Raw genomic sequence first — 15523 nt, 5'->3', positions numbered from 1 at the left:
GGGTGTGGGGGCGGGTCGAGGTCGATGAGCCAGGCGGCGGTGCCGGCGGGGCCGTCGGGTGGGCGGGGTGGTCCGTCGCGGAGGGTGTGGTGGAGGGCGGCGTGGACGGTGGTGACGGGTTCGGTGATGGGGATGACGTCGTCGGCGTGGAGTTCGGTGCGCAGCCGCCGGTCGAGTTCGGTGAACAGTGGGGGGCATTCGCGGAGTACTCCCCCGCCGGCGGCGATGGTGAGGGGGCCGGTGAGGCCGGCGCGGTCGCGTGCGGCGCGGACGCCGAGGATGAGTTCGTCGAGGGCGGTGGTGATGAGGGCGGTGGCGGTGTCGTCGCCGTCGAGCCAGGCGTCGGTGACGGCGGGGGCGAGGGCGGCGACGGCGGCCTTGGGGAAGGCGGTGGCGGCGAGGTGGCGGGCGAGTTCGGCCGGGGTGTGGTGGTGGGTGGCGGTGAGGCGGGCGCCGATGGTGGTGGCCGGTCCCCTGCCGTCGTCGGCGCGTACGGCGGCGCGCAGGCCGGCGAGGCCGAGGGCGTAGGCGCTGCCTTCGTCGCTGCCGAGGTATTCGCAGCCGCCGGTGCGGGCGAGGTGGGGGTGGTCGCCGGCGGCGATGAAGCCGGAGCCGGTGCCGCAGACGAGGGCGACGCCGCGGCCGTGGAGGGGCGGGGCGACGAGCCGGGGCAGGGCGTCGTTGGACAGGATGAGGTGGCCGCGGAGGCCGGCGTCGCGGGCGAGGCGGCGTAGGCGGTCGGGTTCGGTGCCGGGGTCGGTGAGGTCGACGGTGGCGGTGGCGAGCCATCCGGTGGCGGGGGTTCCGCCGAGGGTGCGGGCGAGGTCGTGGAGGAGGGTGCGCAGGGTCCGGTCGGCGGTGTCGTGGCCGGTGGAGGCGGGGTTGATCGGGCCGTAGGTGGTGACGGTGCCGGTCGGGGTGCGTGCGGTGGTGGTGGTGCCGCCGGCGTCGACGGCCCACAGGGCCGTCACGGGCACCCTGCCGGGAGGTCGTCGGCGGTGGCGCGCAGGAGGGCGTCGCGGACCTCGTCTTCGGTGACGTCGTCGGCGATGAGGGTGGTGCCGAGTTCGAGGGGCAGGACGAAGCGGAGGCTGCCGTCGCGGATCTGGCGGATCTTCCCGAGTGCGGCGAGGACGTCGTCGATGGGGGGTACGGCGCGGAGCTGGTGGAGGCGTACGGGGAGGTCGAGTGCGGTGAGGAGGTGGGTGATGCGGTCGGCGGTGGCGGGGTCGAGGAGGCCGCGGGCGCGGGCGATGTCGGCGGCGATGACCATGCCGAAGGCGACGGCTTCGCCGTGCAGGACGGGGCCGTATCCGGTGGTGGTCTCGACGGCGTGGCCGACGGTGTGGCCGAAGTTGAGGGGTCGGCGCAGGTCCTGTTCGTAGGGGTCGCGGCCGACGAGTTCGGATTTGATGGCGCTGGCGGCGCGGACGAGGGTCTCGGTGGCGGGGAGGTGGTGGTGGAGGAGGTCGTCGGTGTGGGCCTCGATGAAGTCGAAGAACTCCGGGGAGGCGATGACGGCCTTTTTGACGGCTTCGGCGAGGCCGGCGCTGGTCTGCCGGGTGTCGAGGGTGTCGAGGTGGGTGAGGCAGGAGATGACGGCGCGGGGCTGGTGGAAGGCGCCGACGAGGTTCTTGGCGGAGTTGTGGTCGACGGCGACCTTGCCGCCGAGGGCGGCGTCGACCTGGGCGAGGAGGGTGGTCGGGACGTTGATGTAGGGGACGCCGCGCATGTAGGCGCTGGCGACCCAGCCGACGGTGTCGATGATCATGCCGCCGCCGAGGGCGATGATGACGTCGCGGCGGGCGAGGTCGAGCTGGGTGAGCCAGTCGATGAGGAGGTAGGCGGTGTCGAGGGTCTTGCTGCGCTCCCCCGGTGGGACGGCGATGGCGCCGAGGAGCAGGCCGTGCCGCTGGAGGGTGCTGGTGATGGCGTAGGGGGGAAGGGAGGCGACGGTGCGTTCGGTGATGACGGCGGCGCGGCGGCCGTCGAGTTCGTCGAGGAGTGCCTGGTGGGCGGTCTGCGGATCCGCTGTGATGTGGATGCGGTAGGTGTCCTCGCGTCGGTGGGTGACCTGGAGGGCTGCCGGGGGCGTGGACAACGGGATGCGATCGCGAACGATATGACCGTTTACGGCCATCTTCCTTCCTTACTTCGATCGACCAAATGTGTCGAAGTTACCCCGTGGGACGAACGATAACCTTTTGACGGGCGTGTTTGGCAAACGTCAGATTTGTCAATGATGTGTCCTGATGCGCGAATCTGAGGGTGCCGGCCGCGCCGGCCGGCCGGGCCTCGGCGATGCCGCTCCACGCGGCGTACGGGAGGTGCCGGCGTGCTGACGATGGTGGTGGGCAGCGGGTATCTCGGCGGCCACATCGGCGCGCGGATCCGCGCGCTCGGCGGCAGGGCGGTCCTGTGCTCCCGCAGGCCGCCGGCGGCGCGGTCCGCCGCGGGACTGCCGTGGCGGGAACTCGACGTGCGCGACGCGCGGGCGTGCCGGGACCTGGTGCGCCGCGTGGCGCCGGACTCCCTCGTCGTGGTGCACGGCCCGTCCGACATCACCTGGTGCGAGCGGCATCCGGACGAGGCGATGGCCGCGCACGGCGCGGGCGCGGAGAACCTGGCGGCCGCCGCCGGCGGGATCCCGGTGCTGCTGATCTCCACGGACAACGTGTTCGCCGGGACCCGGGACAGTTACGGGGAGTCCGACGAGGTCGCGCCCGCCAACGCCTACGGCCGGGCGAAGCTGGCGGCCGAGCGGACGTTCCTGGACACCGGCGCGGCGCTGGCGCTGCGGGTCAGCCTGGTCTACGGCTGGGACCCCGACGGGCACCGCCCCAACTACTTCACGACCTGCGTGCGGGCGCTGCGCGCGGGGCGCGTGGTGGAGGCGCCGCAGGATCACTGGAACACGCCGGTGCTGGTCGACGACGTCGCCGCATGGTCGGCGGAGCTGGTCCGCACGCGGCGGACCGGCGTGCTGCACCTGGCCGGCCCCGAGCGGCTGTCACGGTACGCGTGGGCGCGCCGGATCGCCGCGGGGCTGGGCCTGCCCGAGGACCTGGTCCGTCCCGTCGCCCAGGCGGGAACGGCGTACGCGTGCCGGCCGCGGAACGCCTGCCTGCACAGTGAGCAGGCGGCGGGACTGCCGGAGCTGGCCGGTCTGTGGCCGGTCGATGTGGACGAGGGCGCCCGGCGCCTGGCCCCGGTGGCGGTCGCCGCCGATGGGCCTCCTGTCGTCCCCGCCCCCCGACCCGTGGAGGAGTGAGATTTGAGCAAGCGGGTGTTCCTCGCCAGCAAGCGCGCGGTGGTCAGCTACGCGCCGGACCCGGAGACCGGGACGCTGCGCGCGTGGCTGGCGCCCGGTGGCACCGGGAACGTGGTCGCCGAGCAGGCCGGGTACCTGGACGTGGCGTGGATCGTGAGCGCGGACAGTGACGCGGATCACCGCGCGGCGCTGGAGAATCCCGAGGGGATGCGGATCGAGCTGCCGTCGGGGCGCGGGGTGCGGCTGCACCAGCTGCGGCACGACCGGGAGACGTTCCGCGTCGTGCAGGACTTCTTCACCGCCGAGCTGATGTGGGCGGGCAACAACTACGGGTGGGACCGGTGGACGCGGCCGTCGTTCGGGGCGGAGACGCGGGCGGCGTGGGAGCGGTTCGGGGAGTTCACCGAGGACTTCGCCGGGGAGCTGCTGCGGCGATCGGAGGGTGAGCCGGACCCGGTGTTCCTCGTCCACGACTATCAGCTGGTGCGGGTGCCGGAGCGGCTGCGGGCGAAGCGCCCGGACGCGCCGATCCTGTTGTTCGTGCACATTCCCTGGCCGTCCGCGGACTACTGGCGGATCCTGCCGAAGCGGATGCGGACGGGGGTGCTGGAGGGGATGCTGGCGGCCGACGTGATCGGGTTCTTCGCGGCGCGCTGGTCGGCGAACTTCCTGGCGTGCGTGGCCGACCTGTTCCCGGACGCCGAGGTCGACACGGCCGCGGGCACCGTACGGCGGGGCGGGCACGTGACGCGGGTGTGCACGCAGCCGCTGGGGTACAGCCCGGAGACGCTGCACCGCCGGGACGCGCGGCTGCCCGGCGGGATCGCCGAGTGGGCCGGGGACCGGCCGCTGGTGGTGCACTCGGGCCGGACCGATCCGATCAAGAACGCCGAGCGTGCCGTACGGGCGTTCGTGTCGGCGGTGGAGGAGCATGAGCGGCTTCGTGGGACGCGGATGCTGGTGCGGATGAACCCGAACCGGCTGTACGTGGAGGCGAACGACGCGTACCGCAGGCGGGTGGAGGCGGCGGTGGCCGAGGCGAACGTGGTGCTGGGCGCGGACACGGTGCGGACGCACTGCGACAACGACGTCGGTCACACGTTCGGGTGTTTCGAGCGGGCGGATCTGCTGGTGTTCAACTCGACGGTGGACGGCCAGAACCTGAGCGTGTTCGAGGCGCCGCTGGTGAACGGGCGGGACGCCGACGTGGTCCTGTCGGAGATGGCGGGCGCGGCGGAGATCCTGGGGCCGGTGTGCCGGACGGTGAACCCGTTTGACCTGGCCGAGCAGGCCGAGGCGATCGCGGCGGGGCTGCTGGCCGATCCGGCGGAGCGGGCGGAGGCGGCGCGGCGGCGGCGGGAGACGGCGCGGCCGTGGACGCTGGAGGCGTGGGTGACCGCGCAGCTCGCCAGCCTGGGCGTGGCCTGATGGGGGGCGGCGCGGACGCGCAGGCGTTCGCGTACTACGAGCTGGGTGATGTCCGGCTGGTGCGGGGTGAGGGGGTGCGGGTCTGGGACACCGAGGGCCGGGAGTACCTGGACTGCGTGGCCGGGACGTTCAACCTGGTGCTGGGGCACAATCATCCGGCGGTGCTGGCGGCGGTGCGGGGGCAGCTGGAGGATCTGGTGTTCGCCAGTTCCTCGTTCCGTACCGAGCCGACCGACCGGGTGATGGAGCTGCTGGTGGAGCTGAGCCCGCCGGGGCTGACGCGGGTGAATCTGCGCAGCTCGGGCGGGTCGACGGCGAACGAGGGCGCCATCAAGATCGCCCAGTGGGTGACGGGGCGCCGGGACGTGATCGTGCCGTTCCGGGGGCATGTCGGGCAGAGTGTGGCCGCGACGAGTTACAACGGGACGTCGCGGATGCGGGCGCCGTTCCCGTACCAGCTGCCGGGGGCGGTGCACGTCCCCGACCCGTACTGTTTCCGGTGTTTCTACCGGCAGACGCCGGACCGGTGCGGGATGTGGTGCGTGGACCGCATCGAGGACTTCCTCACCTACGCCAGTTCCGGCAGCGTCGCCGCGATGATCATCGAGCCGATCAGCGGGGTCGGCGGGAACGTCGTCCCTCCCCCGGGCTATCTGCGGCGGCTGCGGGAGTTCTGCGACGAGCGCGGCATCATCCTGATCTTCGATGAGAACCAGACGGGCCTGGGACGCACGGGCCGGCTGTTCGCCGCCGAGCACTTCGGCGTCGAGCCGCACATCATGACGGTGTCGAAGGGGCTGACGGGCAGCGGCCTGCCGCTGGCCGCGATCCTCACCGAGGAACGCCTGGTCGGCATGCCGCGGTCGATGCACGGGTTCACCTACGGCAGTCACACGCTGTCGGCGGCGGCCGCGGTGGTGACGCTGCAGGAGGTGCGCCGGCCGGAGTTCCTCGCCGGGGTGCGCGCGTCGGGCGGTGTGCTGCTGGAACGGCTGCGGGCCCTGCAGGCGGACTTCCCGTGCGTCGGGGACGTGCGCGGGGTCGGGCTGATGCTGGGGGTGGAACTCGTCGAACCGGACGGGTCCCGCTCCCCCAGGCTCGCCACCGCCCTGAACAAGGCGCTTTACGACCGGGCGGTGATCACGCGGGTGTCGGAGCACGGCCTGGGCAACGTGATCGAGCTGCGGCCGCCGCTGGTGCTGTCGGTTGAGGACGCCGGCCTGATCGCCGACCGGTTCGGTGAGGCGCTGGAGACGCTGCGGCCGTGAACGCGGTCCCGGGAACGGGCCCGCCGCCGGGCCCGCTGAGCGTGGAGCTGACCGGCTCGGGGCCGCGCCTGTCGCGGGCCCGGCCCCGCCGCCCGGACGGCGCGGACGCGGTCCTCGTCGAACCCCTGATCGTCGGGGTCTGCCGTTCGGACCTGAAGGAGATCGCCGGGCGGCGGCCCGGGCCGAGCCAGTTCGGCCACGAACTGGTCGGGGTGGTCACGCGCAGTTCCACGCCGCGGCTGCCGGTGGGCGCGCGGGTCTGCCTGGACCCCAACGTGCCCGTCACACGGGGAACCGGCTTCGCGCGCGCCATGTGGGTGGGCGGGGACGCCGAGGCGCTGGTCCGGGCGCTGCCGCTGGCCCCCGCCGGGGTCGCCGAACGCCGCCTGGTGTTCGCCGAGCCGCTGGCGTGCGCGGCGCACTGCCTGAGCATGGCGCGGCGGCACCGGGGCGGCGGGAGTCTGCGCGGCGCGGCGGTGTGCGTGCTCGGGGCGGGGACGGCGGGGGTGCTCATCGGCCGGCTGGCCGAGGCCGACGGCGCGCGGGTCCTGCTGGCGAACCGGGACGCCGACCGGCTCGCGTTCCTGGCGGAACGGCGGATGCTGCCGGACGGCGGCGGCGTGCCGCTGGCGGGCCTGCCCGGGCCGGCCGCAGGCTCCGCCGGGGAGCACGACGTCGTGATCGTCGCCACGAGTTTCGTGCTTCCGGAGCTGCTGGAGCACGCGCTGCGGCTGGTCCGCCCGGGTGGGCTGGTGATGCTGTACGGCGGTACGGCCGCCGGTGACCGACTGCCCGGCCTGGACTGTGACCTGGACCGGGTACGGCGCGGGGAACGGGTCGCGGCGGCGTCGTGGCGTGGCAGGCCGGTGCGGGTCGGCGGGAGTTACGGCACGACGCCGGGCGACTTCGGGGTGGCGCTGCGCGCCCTGGCCACGGCACCGGACGGGCTGGGCGTGGAGCGGCTGATCACGGCGGAGGTGACGCTGCCGGAGCTGCCGGCGGCCCTGGGCCGGCTGGCGGCCGAACGATGCTTCGGGAAGGTCCTGGCGCGTCCGTAAGGGGAAGCCGCTCAACGCGGTGGCACGGCCGCCGGCAGGCCGGCGCCTGACACCGCCGGCATCGGGCTCCGGCCGCGGCTCCGGCATCGCGTGTTCGTTCAGGGGACGCTTCGCGAGCGCGCCTGCAGCGGGAACGCCGCCGTTCGTACTTCCCGGCGCGCGCCTCACCGGCAGGCCGATCTGGCCGCGGCCCGGTCGAGGCGGTCGCGGACCTCCCACAGCACCGGGACCAGCTCCGGCGGATCCAGCACCTCGAAGTCGAACCCCTTCACCGCCACGTGGACGGCCAGCTCACGCAGCGAGTTCGAGCCCGCCGTGAACAGGCAGGTCCGCGCGTCCACGGCCTCCAGCCGCCCGGCAGCGGGCGACGTGCGCGGCGCCACCGCCTCCAGCGGGGCGTGGAAGAGGACACGGGCCTGGTAGGCGTACGGCGCCGAGGTGATGCCGCGCGAGACGTAGGCGGCCGTGTTCTCCTCGGGCGGCGTGCGCGGCGCGGAGCGCGCGCCCGGCGGTCCGAGCGGCTCCTCGATCCGGTCGACCCGGAAGGTCCGCCAGTCGTCCTTGGCCACGTCCCAGGCCAGCAGGTACCACCGGCGCGGGGTGTGCACCAGCCGGTGCGGCTCGACCTCGCGTACGGTGACGCCGTCACGCCCGCGGTAGCGCAGGCGTACGCGGCGCCGGTCACGGCACGCGGCGGCGATCGCGGCCAGCAACTCGGCGCCGACGTGCGGATCGGCCGCCCCGGGCAGCGCCACGGTCGCCGCGCGGAACGCCTCCATCCGGTGCCGCAGCCGGGACGGCAGGAGCTGCTGGAGCTTGGCCAGCGCCCGCACCGCGCCCTCCTCCAGGCCGGCGACGCTGCCCGTCGCGGCCATGCGCAGGCTGATCGCCACCGCCACGGCCTCCTCATCGTCGAGTAGCAGCGGCGGCAGCGCGGCCCCCACCCCGAGCCGGTACCCGCCCGCCACCCCCGGGGTGGCGTCGACCGGATAGCCCAGCTCGCGCAGCCGTTCTACGTCGCGCCGCACCGTGCGCAGGCCGACCTTCAGCCGGTCGGCGAGTTCGGCGCCGGTCCAGTCCGTACGCGCCTGCAGGAGCGACAGCAGCCGCAGCAGCCGCGCGGAGGTTTCCAACATGAACACCATTGTGACCGCGATCGGTGCCCGAACCTGACACCAATGGCCCCTACCGTGACGGACATGACGAACGACATCAAGCCCTACAGCGTTGAGATTTCCAAGGCCGACCTCAATGACCTGCACGAGCGGTTGCGCCGTACCCGCTGGGCTCCCGAGCTGCCCGGCACCGGATGGGAGCGTGGCGTGCCGACCGGCTACCTGCGGGAGCTCGCCACCTACTGGGCCGACGGCTTCGACTGGTACGCCCAGGAGGCGGCGCTCAACGGCTACCCGCAGTTCACCACCACCGTGGACGGTGCGCAGGTGCACTTCCTGCACGCCCGCTCCCCCGAGACCGACGCCACCCCGCTCCTGCTGCTGCACGGCTGGCCCGGCTCGGTCGTGGAGTTCCTCGACCTCATCGGCCCGCTCACCGACCCCGTGGCCCACGGCGGCGAGGCCGCCGACGCCTTCCACCTGGTGATTCCGTCACTGCCGGGGTACGGCTTCTCCGGCCCGCTGCCCGGCACCGGCTGGACCGACGGCCGCACCGCCGTGGCGCTGACGGAGCTGATGTCCAGGCTCGGCTACGACCGGTACGGCGTGCAGGGAGGCGACGTCAGCGCGTTCATCGCTCCTCTGGTGGGACGCGCCGCGCCGGACCACGTCATCGGCGTGCACGTCAACGGCCTGCTCACGTTCCCGAACGGCGATCCGCAGATCCTGGGCTCGCTGAGCGAGGCCGAGCGCGGGCGGCTGGCCGGGATGAAGGACTGGCAGGAGAAGCTGGGCGCGTACATGCAACTCCAGGGCACGCGCCCGCAGACGGTCGCGGCCGCGCTGCACGACTCCCCCGCCGGTCAGCTCGCCTGGATCGTGGAAAAGTTCAAGGACTGGACCGACCCGGCCGCCGAGCTCCCCGAGGACGCGGTGGACCGGGACCGGATCCTCACCGATGTGAGCATCTACTGGTTCACCGGCACCGCGGGCTCGGCGGCGCACACTTACTACGAGCGGTTCAACGACTTCACCATGTGGGCTCCGAAGGAGCGCGGGACGGTGCCGACCGCGGTCGCGGTGTTCCCCGCCGACTTCTCCATCCGCCCCCTGGCCGACCAGGTCCACAACGTGGTGCGCTGGTCGGAGTTCGAGCGCGGCGGCCACTTCGCGGCCCTGGAGACCCCCGACCTGATGATCGCCGACCTCCGGGCGTTCTTCCGGACCCTGGGCTGACCGGACAGCAGGGGCCCACGCCGTGCCCCGCGGGTGGCGGCCGGCCAGGCGCTCACGGCGCGGGCCGTCGTCCGGCTTCAGCCGAAGCAGCGATTCGTCCAGGGTGGCGCGCAACGGAGGAATCAGTGATCACGGCTCAGCGGCCGCCGTCCCCGGGCTCGAGCAGGCGGGGAGCCAGCCGCAGGACCGTGGCCAGGCCGCGGGCCGTGCCGGCGGACCGTTCGCTGGGCAGCAGGTACACGGGCAGGCCGGCGCGGACGGCCGCGCCGTCCTTGACCGGGTCGTCCCCGACGTACAGGACGCGCCCGGGGGGTGCGCCCAGGCGTTCGCAGGCCAGGGTGAACAGCGCGGGGTCGGGTTTGGCGATGCCGTGCTCGCAGGACAGCACCACGGTGTGCAGCGTGTCGAGGACACCGGCGCGGGCGAAGGCCGGCCGGATGTCCCAGCCGATGTTGCTGAGCACCCCGGTGCGGACGCCGCGGTCGCGCAGGGCGCGTAGCAGCGGGACGGTGTCGGGGTAGGGCCGCCAGGCGTGCGGGTCGGTGAGGCAGGCGTAGACCGCCTCGACGAGCGGGGGGGCGAACGGGCCGGCGTCGGCGATCAGCGTGGTCCAGGTCGTGCGGTGGGCCCGCGGGGACAGGTCGCATCCCTCGCGGGCGGCGAAGCCCTCGGGTGAGTCGACGTGCCGCAGGGTCCGCCGGATCACGTCGGCGGCCGCGGCCGGGTCGAGGTGGACACCGTTGCGGGCGGCGGCCGCGGCGAGGGAGGCCGGGTCCAGCACGCCGGTGTCGTCGAACAGGGTGCCGGAGAAGTCGAACAGGACGGCTTCGACGCGGGCGTCGGGGAGATCATCCACGGCGCCAGCATAGGGCGCCGGTGGGGTCAGGCGCCGGCGCGTTCGGGGGCCGGGTGCGCGGCCGGCGGCGCGGTGAACCCGCTGAGCCTCAGCAGCGGCGCGGTCAGGGCCGTCAGGGCGGCGGCCAGGGCGGCGACCGCGACCATGGCGCCGCGCAGGCCGGTGGCGTCCGCCCACAGGCCGACGTAGACCGGGCCGAGGAGGAAACCCATGTAGGAGACGGTGCCGACGATCGACGTCGCGCGGCCCCGGTAGGACTCCTCGACGTTGCGGGACACCACGCCCAGGAGTGTGGGGAACAGGACGGCGGTCCCGGCGCCGCCCAGGACGAGTCCGGCGGCGGCGATGAGCAGGTTCGGGGCGGCCGCGATGACCAGTGCGCCGAGCGCGGCGGTGACGGCGCCGCCGAGCAGGACGGTGCGGGCGTGCGCGTCGCCGAGCCCGCCGAGGCAGAACCGGGTGATGGCGACGGTCCCGGCGAACACGGCGGGTGCGACCGTGGTGAGCCACGCTCCGGCGTGCAGTTCGTCCTGGGCGAAGACGGCGCTCCAGCTCTGGTGGGCGTTCTCGCTGGCGAACGCGAGGGTGCCCAGGATCCCGATGAGCAGCAGGGGGACGAGGCGGGACCGGGTGGCCGGGGCCTGCCGCGCGGGGGCGGCCCGCTCCTCGGTACCGGTGCCGGTGGTGCCCGGTGGGAGGGCGATGAACAGGGCCGTGCCGGCGGCGACGGACAGGGCGGCCACGACGGCGAAGGGCACGGCGAGCGGCCAGGACGCGGCGGAGGCGGCGCCGGTGCCGAGGCTGGTGAGGACGACCAGGGCGGAGAACGTGCCGTGGGCGCGGGTGATGACGGGCCGCCCGGCGAGTTTCTCGGCCCGTCCGGCGACGGCGTTCATGGCCACGTCGGCGGCGCCGCTGGAGGCGCCGGCGACGGCGAGGCCGGCGCACAGGGCCGGCAGGTTCACCGAGGTGAGGGCCAGGGCGGCGCCGACGACGCCGAGCAGGGCGATGACGGCGGCCGACACCCGCAGCCCCCAGCGGTCCAGCGCCCGGCCGATGAGCATCATGGCGGGCAGGGCACCCGCGCCGACGAACAGCAGGGCGAAGCCGAGCTCTCCGTCGGTGACACCGGCCTGGTCCTGGACCCGGGGCACGGACGCCCCCCACACCCCCCAGAACCCGCCGAAGGCGGCGAACGCCGTGAACGCCGAGAGCATCAGACTGCGTGGCGAGGTAATGACAGAACTCCTTCGGCCCGTCTCGGTGAGCATCCGGATGATCACCGTACCGAAGGGCGCCCCCTGTCCGGCGCTGTTCTCTCTCCTCTCCCCCGCGCGGGTGCGGGGGTCAGCGGCGTACGGCGACGGGGCAGTCGGCGTGGTGCAGGACGGCCTGGCTGACCGAGCCGAGCAGCATGCCGCGGAACCCGCCTCTGCCGCGGGAGCCGACGACGAGCAGGTCCGCGCCGGTGGAGGCGTTGATCAGCGCTTCGGCGGGGTGGCCGGGCACGGTGACCAGGTCGGCGGGCAGGTCCGGGAAGCGCCGGGTCTGCCATTCGATCGCCTCGGTGATCACCGGGTCGGCGCCGGCGGTGGGGTGGTCGGTGGCGTGGATCGCGGTCAGTTCCGCTCCGCGGAGCGCCGCCTCCTCGAACGCGTAGGCGAGGGCGTCCAGGGAGGCGGGCGAGCCGTCGACACCGGCGACGATCCGCTGTGCCTTGTGCGGGCGGCCGCGTACGACGACGACGGGGCAGTCGGCGCGGGCGGCGAGTTCGACGCCGGTGGAGCCGATGAGCAGGGTTCCGACCGCGCCGATGCCGCGGGAGCCGACGACCATCAGAGAGGCGTGGGCGGCCTGCTGGAGCAGGGCGGGGATGGGTGAGCCGTCGAGGACGACGGATTCGACGGGAACCTCGGGCGCGCGGGCCCGTGCGCGGTGCTCGGCGGTGCGCGCGATCTGGCCGGAGGTCTCCCGGAGAGAGTCCAGTTCCGGGCCGAGGAGCGGCGCGCCCAGGGGGGCGTACAGCATCGGCAGGACGAACACGTGGACGATGCGCAGCGGGACCTCGCGCAGGCGCGCCTCGTCGGCGGCCCATTCGGCCGCGGTGAGGCTCTCCTCGGAGCCGTCGACGCCGACGATCAGGGGGCCGGTTCCGGGCTGGTGGCGCATGGGGACCTCCTTCGGTCGTGTTCAGCTCATCAGGGGCGGTGCGGTGCGGGGCAGGGACCTTCGGCCCGCCGCCGGCGGCCATGAGCCCTCATCGGTCGGGCCGGACGGGGGCCGCGGGTGCCAGAAGGGACTTTGGTCCTTGGAATCGGGGGCGTGCCGCCCTGCCGCGCGGGCGGGACCGGTGCCTACGGTGGGCGTCTGCGTGAGAGCGGAAGTGAGGCGGACATGACCGTCCGGGTGTTTCTGCTGGATGATCACGAGGTCGTCCGGCGTGGGGTGGCGGCCCTGCTGTCCTCCGAGGCCGACATCGAGATCGTGGGTGAGGCGGGCACCGCCGAGCAGGCGCTGGCGCGGATTCCGGCGGCGCGCCCGGACGTGGCCGTGCTGGACGTTCGGCTTCCTGACGGCGACGGTGTCAGCGTGTGCCGGGAGATCCGGGCGCGGCTGCCGGAGGTGGCGTGCCTGATGCTGACGTCTTTTTCCGATGAGGAGGCGTTGTTCGACGCGGTGATGGCCGGGGCCGCGGGATACGTGCTCAAGCAGATCCACGGGTCGGACCTGGTCAGCGCGGTGCGGACGGTGGCGTCCGGGCAGTCGCTGCTGGATCCGCGCAGCACCGCGCAGATGCTGGCGCGGCTCCGGGAACGGCAGACCCGCAAGGATCCGCTGGCGGCGCTGTCGGCGCAGGAGCGGCAGATCCTCGAGCTCATCGGGGAGGGGCTGACGAACCGGCAGATCGGCGAGCGCCTGTTCCTGGCGGAGAAGACGGTGAAGAACTACGTGTCGAATCTGTTCTCCAAGCTGGACATGCGCCGGCGGACTCAGGCGGCCGCGTTCGTGGCGCAGCTGAAGGCGGCCGAGGGTCGTGAGCCCCGTGCCGAGTGACGCCATGCCGAGTGGCCTCGTGTCGAATGGCCCCGTGTCGAATGGCCCCGTGTCGAATGGCCCCGTGTCGAATGGCCGCGGGCAGGGTGAGGCCGTGCTGGACTCCGGGGGCCTGGAGATCCTCGGCCGGGAGGAATGCCTGGCGCTGCTGGGCGCGGTCCCGATCGGCCGGATCGTGTTCACCGACCGCGCGTTGCCGGCGGTGCAGCCGGTGAACTTCGTGCTCAGCGGCGGCGACATCGTGATCCGGACCGGGGCGGGGTCGAAACTGGCGGCGGCCTCCCGCGGCGCGGTCGTCGCGTTCGAGGCCGACGCGTTCGACCCGGTGACCCGGACGGGGTGGTCGGTGGTGGTGACCGGGCCGGCCCGTGTCGTGTCCCAGGCCGGTGAGCTGCGCCGCCTGCGGGACCTGGCACTGCCGGTGTGGGCGCCCGGCGAGCGCGGCGACTACCTGGCGATCACTCCGGAGCTGGTGTCAGGGCGGCGGATCCCGGCGCCCGCCGCACCGGTGGCGTGAGGCGCGGCCGGCCCTGCGTCACAGGTACGCGCGCGGGATCACGCCGGTGTCGTCCCACCGGTAGCGCACGTGGTCGCGGACCTCGATGACGCCGTCGACGGCCTCGATGGCGCGCAGGAGGGCCTCGGCGGTGGAGCGGTGCCGCACGGTCCCGTGGACGGTGACGGTGCCCTGCGCGACGGCGACGGTGAAGTCCCCGGGTTCGAGGGCGAAGGTCTCCTCGATGACGTCCCGGGTGATCTCCCGGTGGATGTCCTCGTCGTGGCGTTCGTAGACCGTGAGCAGGTCCGAGCGGCTCACGATGCCCCGGAGCCGGCCGGTGGCCGGGTCCACGACGGGCAGGTGATGGATCCGGTGGCGGTGCATGAGACGCGCGGCCCGCCGCACGGGGGTGTCCGGCGTGACGGTGACGGCCGGGGCGGTCATCAGCCGGTCGGCGGTGAGGGCGGTGCGCTTGCGGTGCTCGGCGCGCCGCCGCCGCGGGCCGGTCAGGGCACCGCCGGGCGGGGTCTCCCGCAGCAGCAGGTCGTCTTCGGTGACGACACCGATGACCCGGTTGCCGGTGTCGATGACCGGCAGGGACGCGACCCGGCAGCGGTTCATGACCGCGGCGATCTCGGCGAATGTCGCGTGTTCCCGTACGGCGATGACGTGGTCGCTCATCACCTGGGCGACGCAGACGCTCATGGCCGCCCCTCCTCCGGTGCCCGGGCACCACCGGCCGGCGTGGCCGCGGCCGCGGCGGCCGGTGACGCGACGTCGGTGCCGGTGGCGGGGGCGGGCGGGACGAGGCGGCGCAGCCACTCGTAGTCGCCCTGGAGGGCGAGGCGGGCCTGCTGCGGGCGGTCGCCGCCGTTCTGACTGCGGTGGGCGCGGGCGGCCTGCCGCTGGATCCGCCGGTCGACGCGGACCTCGAAGTCGATGCGGGAGTACAGGTCGCCGCTCATCGCCGGGCCGCCGGCGTGCCGCGCCGCGCGCGCCAGGTCGTGCGGCAGGGTCCAGGCGAGGACGGGGATGCCGCGTTCGCGTCCGGCGTGGACGGCCGCGCGGGCGGCCGTCCGTTCGGTGCCGCGCCCGTCGACGGTGAGCAGCAGGTCGGCGTCCCATTCGGTGATCGCCCGGGTGACGTGCTCGGTGAGCTCGTCGATCGGGTAGCCGTTCAGCCCGTCGTCGGGGTAGTCGATCAGGGTGCGGTACTCGGCGTGCAGGACGGCGGTGGCCGCGTCGAACTCACGGGGGCGGATGGTCTCCAGCCGGCACAGCGAGTCGTTGTAGGGAGACTTCTCGCCGCGGGTGAAGCACAGTACGCCGATGTGGGCGCCGTGGGAGCGGAAGGTCTCCAAGACGGCGCCGAGGTACCAGGTCTCGTCCCCTGGGCGGGCGACCACGGCCAGGACACGGCGGGCCGGTGGCAGGCCGGTGGCCGGTCGCCGGGGCCGGGACACCGCCGTGCGCGGACGCGTGGTCCCGGCCGATGGCGCGCTGATCGTGGTGGTGGTCATCGGGCGGCTCCCGTTCGTGGGTCGTCTTTCCACCTCCGAGGATCTCGGGCCGGGGCGGGTGGCCGGCAGTGGCGAAGGTCCCGAGCCGGTGGGTCTTCGGCCATCCGCGCCGGGCCCGCGTGCCGGCGCGCTCCCCTGGCTCCGGACGCGCTCGCGCCGGCGCGCTGCCGCGTCCTCGTCGTGGGGGCCGGCCCCCGGGCCGGCACCCACCTCCCCGA

15 protein-coding genes are annotated in these 15523 nt (G+C 74.1%); 7 read left to right on the top strand and 8 right to left on the bottom strand.

The genetic code is table 11. The features are described from left to right. Window positions 1–971 (bottom strand): BadF/BadG/BcrA/BcrD ATPase family protein (locus NE235_RS36825; RefSeq protein ID WP_252811512.1); only part of this gene is annotated, 971 nt, incomplete at its 3' end. After that, window positions 968–2140 carry a 3-dehydroquinate synthase gene (aroB, locus tag NE235_RS36820; RefSeq protein ID WP_252811510.1) on the bottom strand — a complete coding sequence of 391 codons (1173 nt, stop codon included), beginning with the start codon at window positions 2138–2140 and terminating at the stop codon, window positions 968–970. The genes aroB and NE235_RS36825, both read right to left, overlap by 4 nt. Window positions 2141–2344: 204 nt before the next feature. Between aroB and NE235_RS36815 the strand changes: the two genes are divergently transcribed. From NE235_RS36815 to NE235_RS36800, 4 genes are read left to right on the top strand one after another with little or no spacing between them, the layout of a single operon-like run. Further along, window positions 2345–3271, top strand: a complete 927-nt coding sequence (locus tag NE235_RS36815) for an SDR family oxidoreductase (RefSeq protein WP_252811514.1) — start codon at window positions 2345–2347, stop codon at window positions 3269–3271. A 3-nt stretch (window positions 3272–3274) separates the two neighbouring features. Continuing rightward, window positions 3275–4699, top strand: coding sequence for a trehalose-6-phosphate synthase (locus NE235_RS36810; protein WP_252811508.1), 1425 nt, complete (start codon window positions 3275–3277; stop codon window positions 4697–4699). Further along, a complete protein-coding gene (locus NE235_RS36805; protein ID WP_252811506.1) occupies window positions 4660–5967 on the top strand; it encodes an aspartate aminotransferase family protein in 1308 nt (435 codons plus the stop codon). The genes NE235_RS36810 and NE235_RS36805 overlap by 40 nt, the downstream gene beginning before the upstream one ends. After that, window positions 5964–7025: an alcohol dehydrogenase catalytic domain-containing protein gene (locus tag NE235_RS36800; protein WP_252811504.1), complete on the top strand. Its 1062-nt coding sequence runs from the start codon at window positions 5964–5966 to the stop codon at window positions 7023–7025. Before NE235_RS36805 ends, NE235_RS36800 begins: the two co-directional genes overlap by 4 nt. Before the next feature lie 164 nt (window positions 7026–7189). Here NE235_RS36800 and NE235_RS36795 read toward each other — a convergent pair whose 3' ends face one another. Then, a complete protein-coding gene (locus NE235_RS36795) occupies window positions 7190–8161 on the bottom strand; it encodes a helix-turn-helix transcriptional regulator (RefSeq protein WP_252811502.1) in 972 nt (323 codons plus the stop codon). A 63-nt stretch (window positions 8162–8224) separates the two neighbouring features. On the opposite strand from NE235_RS36795, the gene NE235_RS36790 reads away from it, so the two are divergent. Beyond that, the gene (locus NE235_RS36790; RefSeq protein ID WP_252811496.1) at window positions 8225–9376 is read left to right on the top strand and encodes an epoxide hydrolase family protein; all 1152 of its coding nucleotides are present in this window, start codon (window positions 8225–8227) and stop codon (window positions 9374–9376) included. Between the two features lie 136 nt (window positions 9377–9512). Here the strand turns inward: NE235_RS36790 and NE235_RS36785 are convergent, their stop codons facing one another. From NE235_RS36785 to NE235_RS36775, 3 genes are all read right to left on the bottom strand, one after another. Continuing rightward, window positions 9513–10232 (bottom strand): HAD family hydrolase, encoded by a 720-nt coding sequence (locus NE235_RS36785; RefSeq protein ID WP_252811494.1) that lies wholly within the window; start codon window positions 10230–10232, stop codon window positions 9513–9515. A gap of 26 nt (window positions 10233–10258) precedes the next feature. Next, window positions 10259–11449, bottom strand: a complete 1191-nt coding sequence (locus tag NE235_RS36780) for an MFS transporter (RefSeq protein ID WP_252811492.1) — start codon at window positions 11447–11449, stop codon at window positions 10259–10261. Between the two features lie 130 nt (window positions 11450–11579). Continuing rightward, window positions 11580–12401: a universal stress protein gene (locus tag NE235_RS36775; protein ID WP_252811490.1), complete on the bottom strand. Its 822-nt coding sequence runs from the start codon at window positions 12399–12401 to the stop codon at window positions 11580–11582. Between the two features lie 225 nt (window positions 12402–12626). Here NE235_RS36775 and NE235_RS36770 point away from each other — a divergent pair, with 225 nt between their 5' ends. After that, window positions 12627–13286, top strand: coding sequence for a response regulator (locus NE235_RS36770; RefSeq protein ID WP_252811488.1), 660 nt, complete (start codon window positions 12627–12629; stop codon window positions 13284–13286). 64 nt (window positions 13287–13350) lie between these two features. Beyond that, complete coding sequence (locus NE235_RS36765; RefSeq protein ID WP_252811486.1) at window positions 13351–13803, top strand: pyridoxamine 5'-phosphate oxidase family protein; 453 nt, start codon at window positions 13351–13353, stop codon at window positions 13801–13803. An 18-nt stretch (window positions 13804–13821) separates the two neighbouring features. Here NE235_RS36765 and NE235_RS36760 read toward each other — a convergent pair whose 3' ends face one another. Further along, on the bottom strand, window positions 13822–14490 hold the full coding sequence (locus NE235_RS36760) for a CBS domain-containing protein (RefSeq protein ID WP_252811484.1): 669 nt from the start codon (window positions 14488–14490) through the stop codon (window positions 13822–13824). Next, window positions 14487–15305 carry a PIG-L family deacetylase gene (locus tag NE235_RS36755; protein WP_252811482.1) on the bottom strand — a complete coding sequence of 273 codons (819 nt, stop codon included), beginning with the start codon at window positions 15303–15305 and terminating at the stop codon, window positions 14487–14489. Before NE235_RS36755 ends, NE235_RS36760 begins: the two co-directional genes overlap by 4 nt. Window positions 15306–15523 lie beyond the last annotated feature (218 nt).

The organism is Actinoallomurus spadix (genome assembly GCF_024055725.1).
Taxonomy (GTDB): domain Bacteria; phylum Actinomycetota; class Actinomycetes; order Streptosporangiales; family Streptosporangiaceae; genus Actinoallomurus; species Actinoallomurus spadix.
The sequence above is the reverse complement of the archived record's forward strand: the minus strand, read 5'-3'. Positions and strand labels throughout refer to the sequence as shown.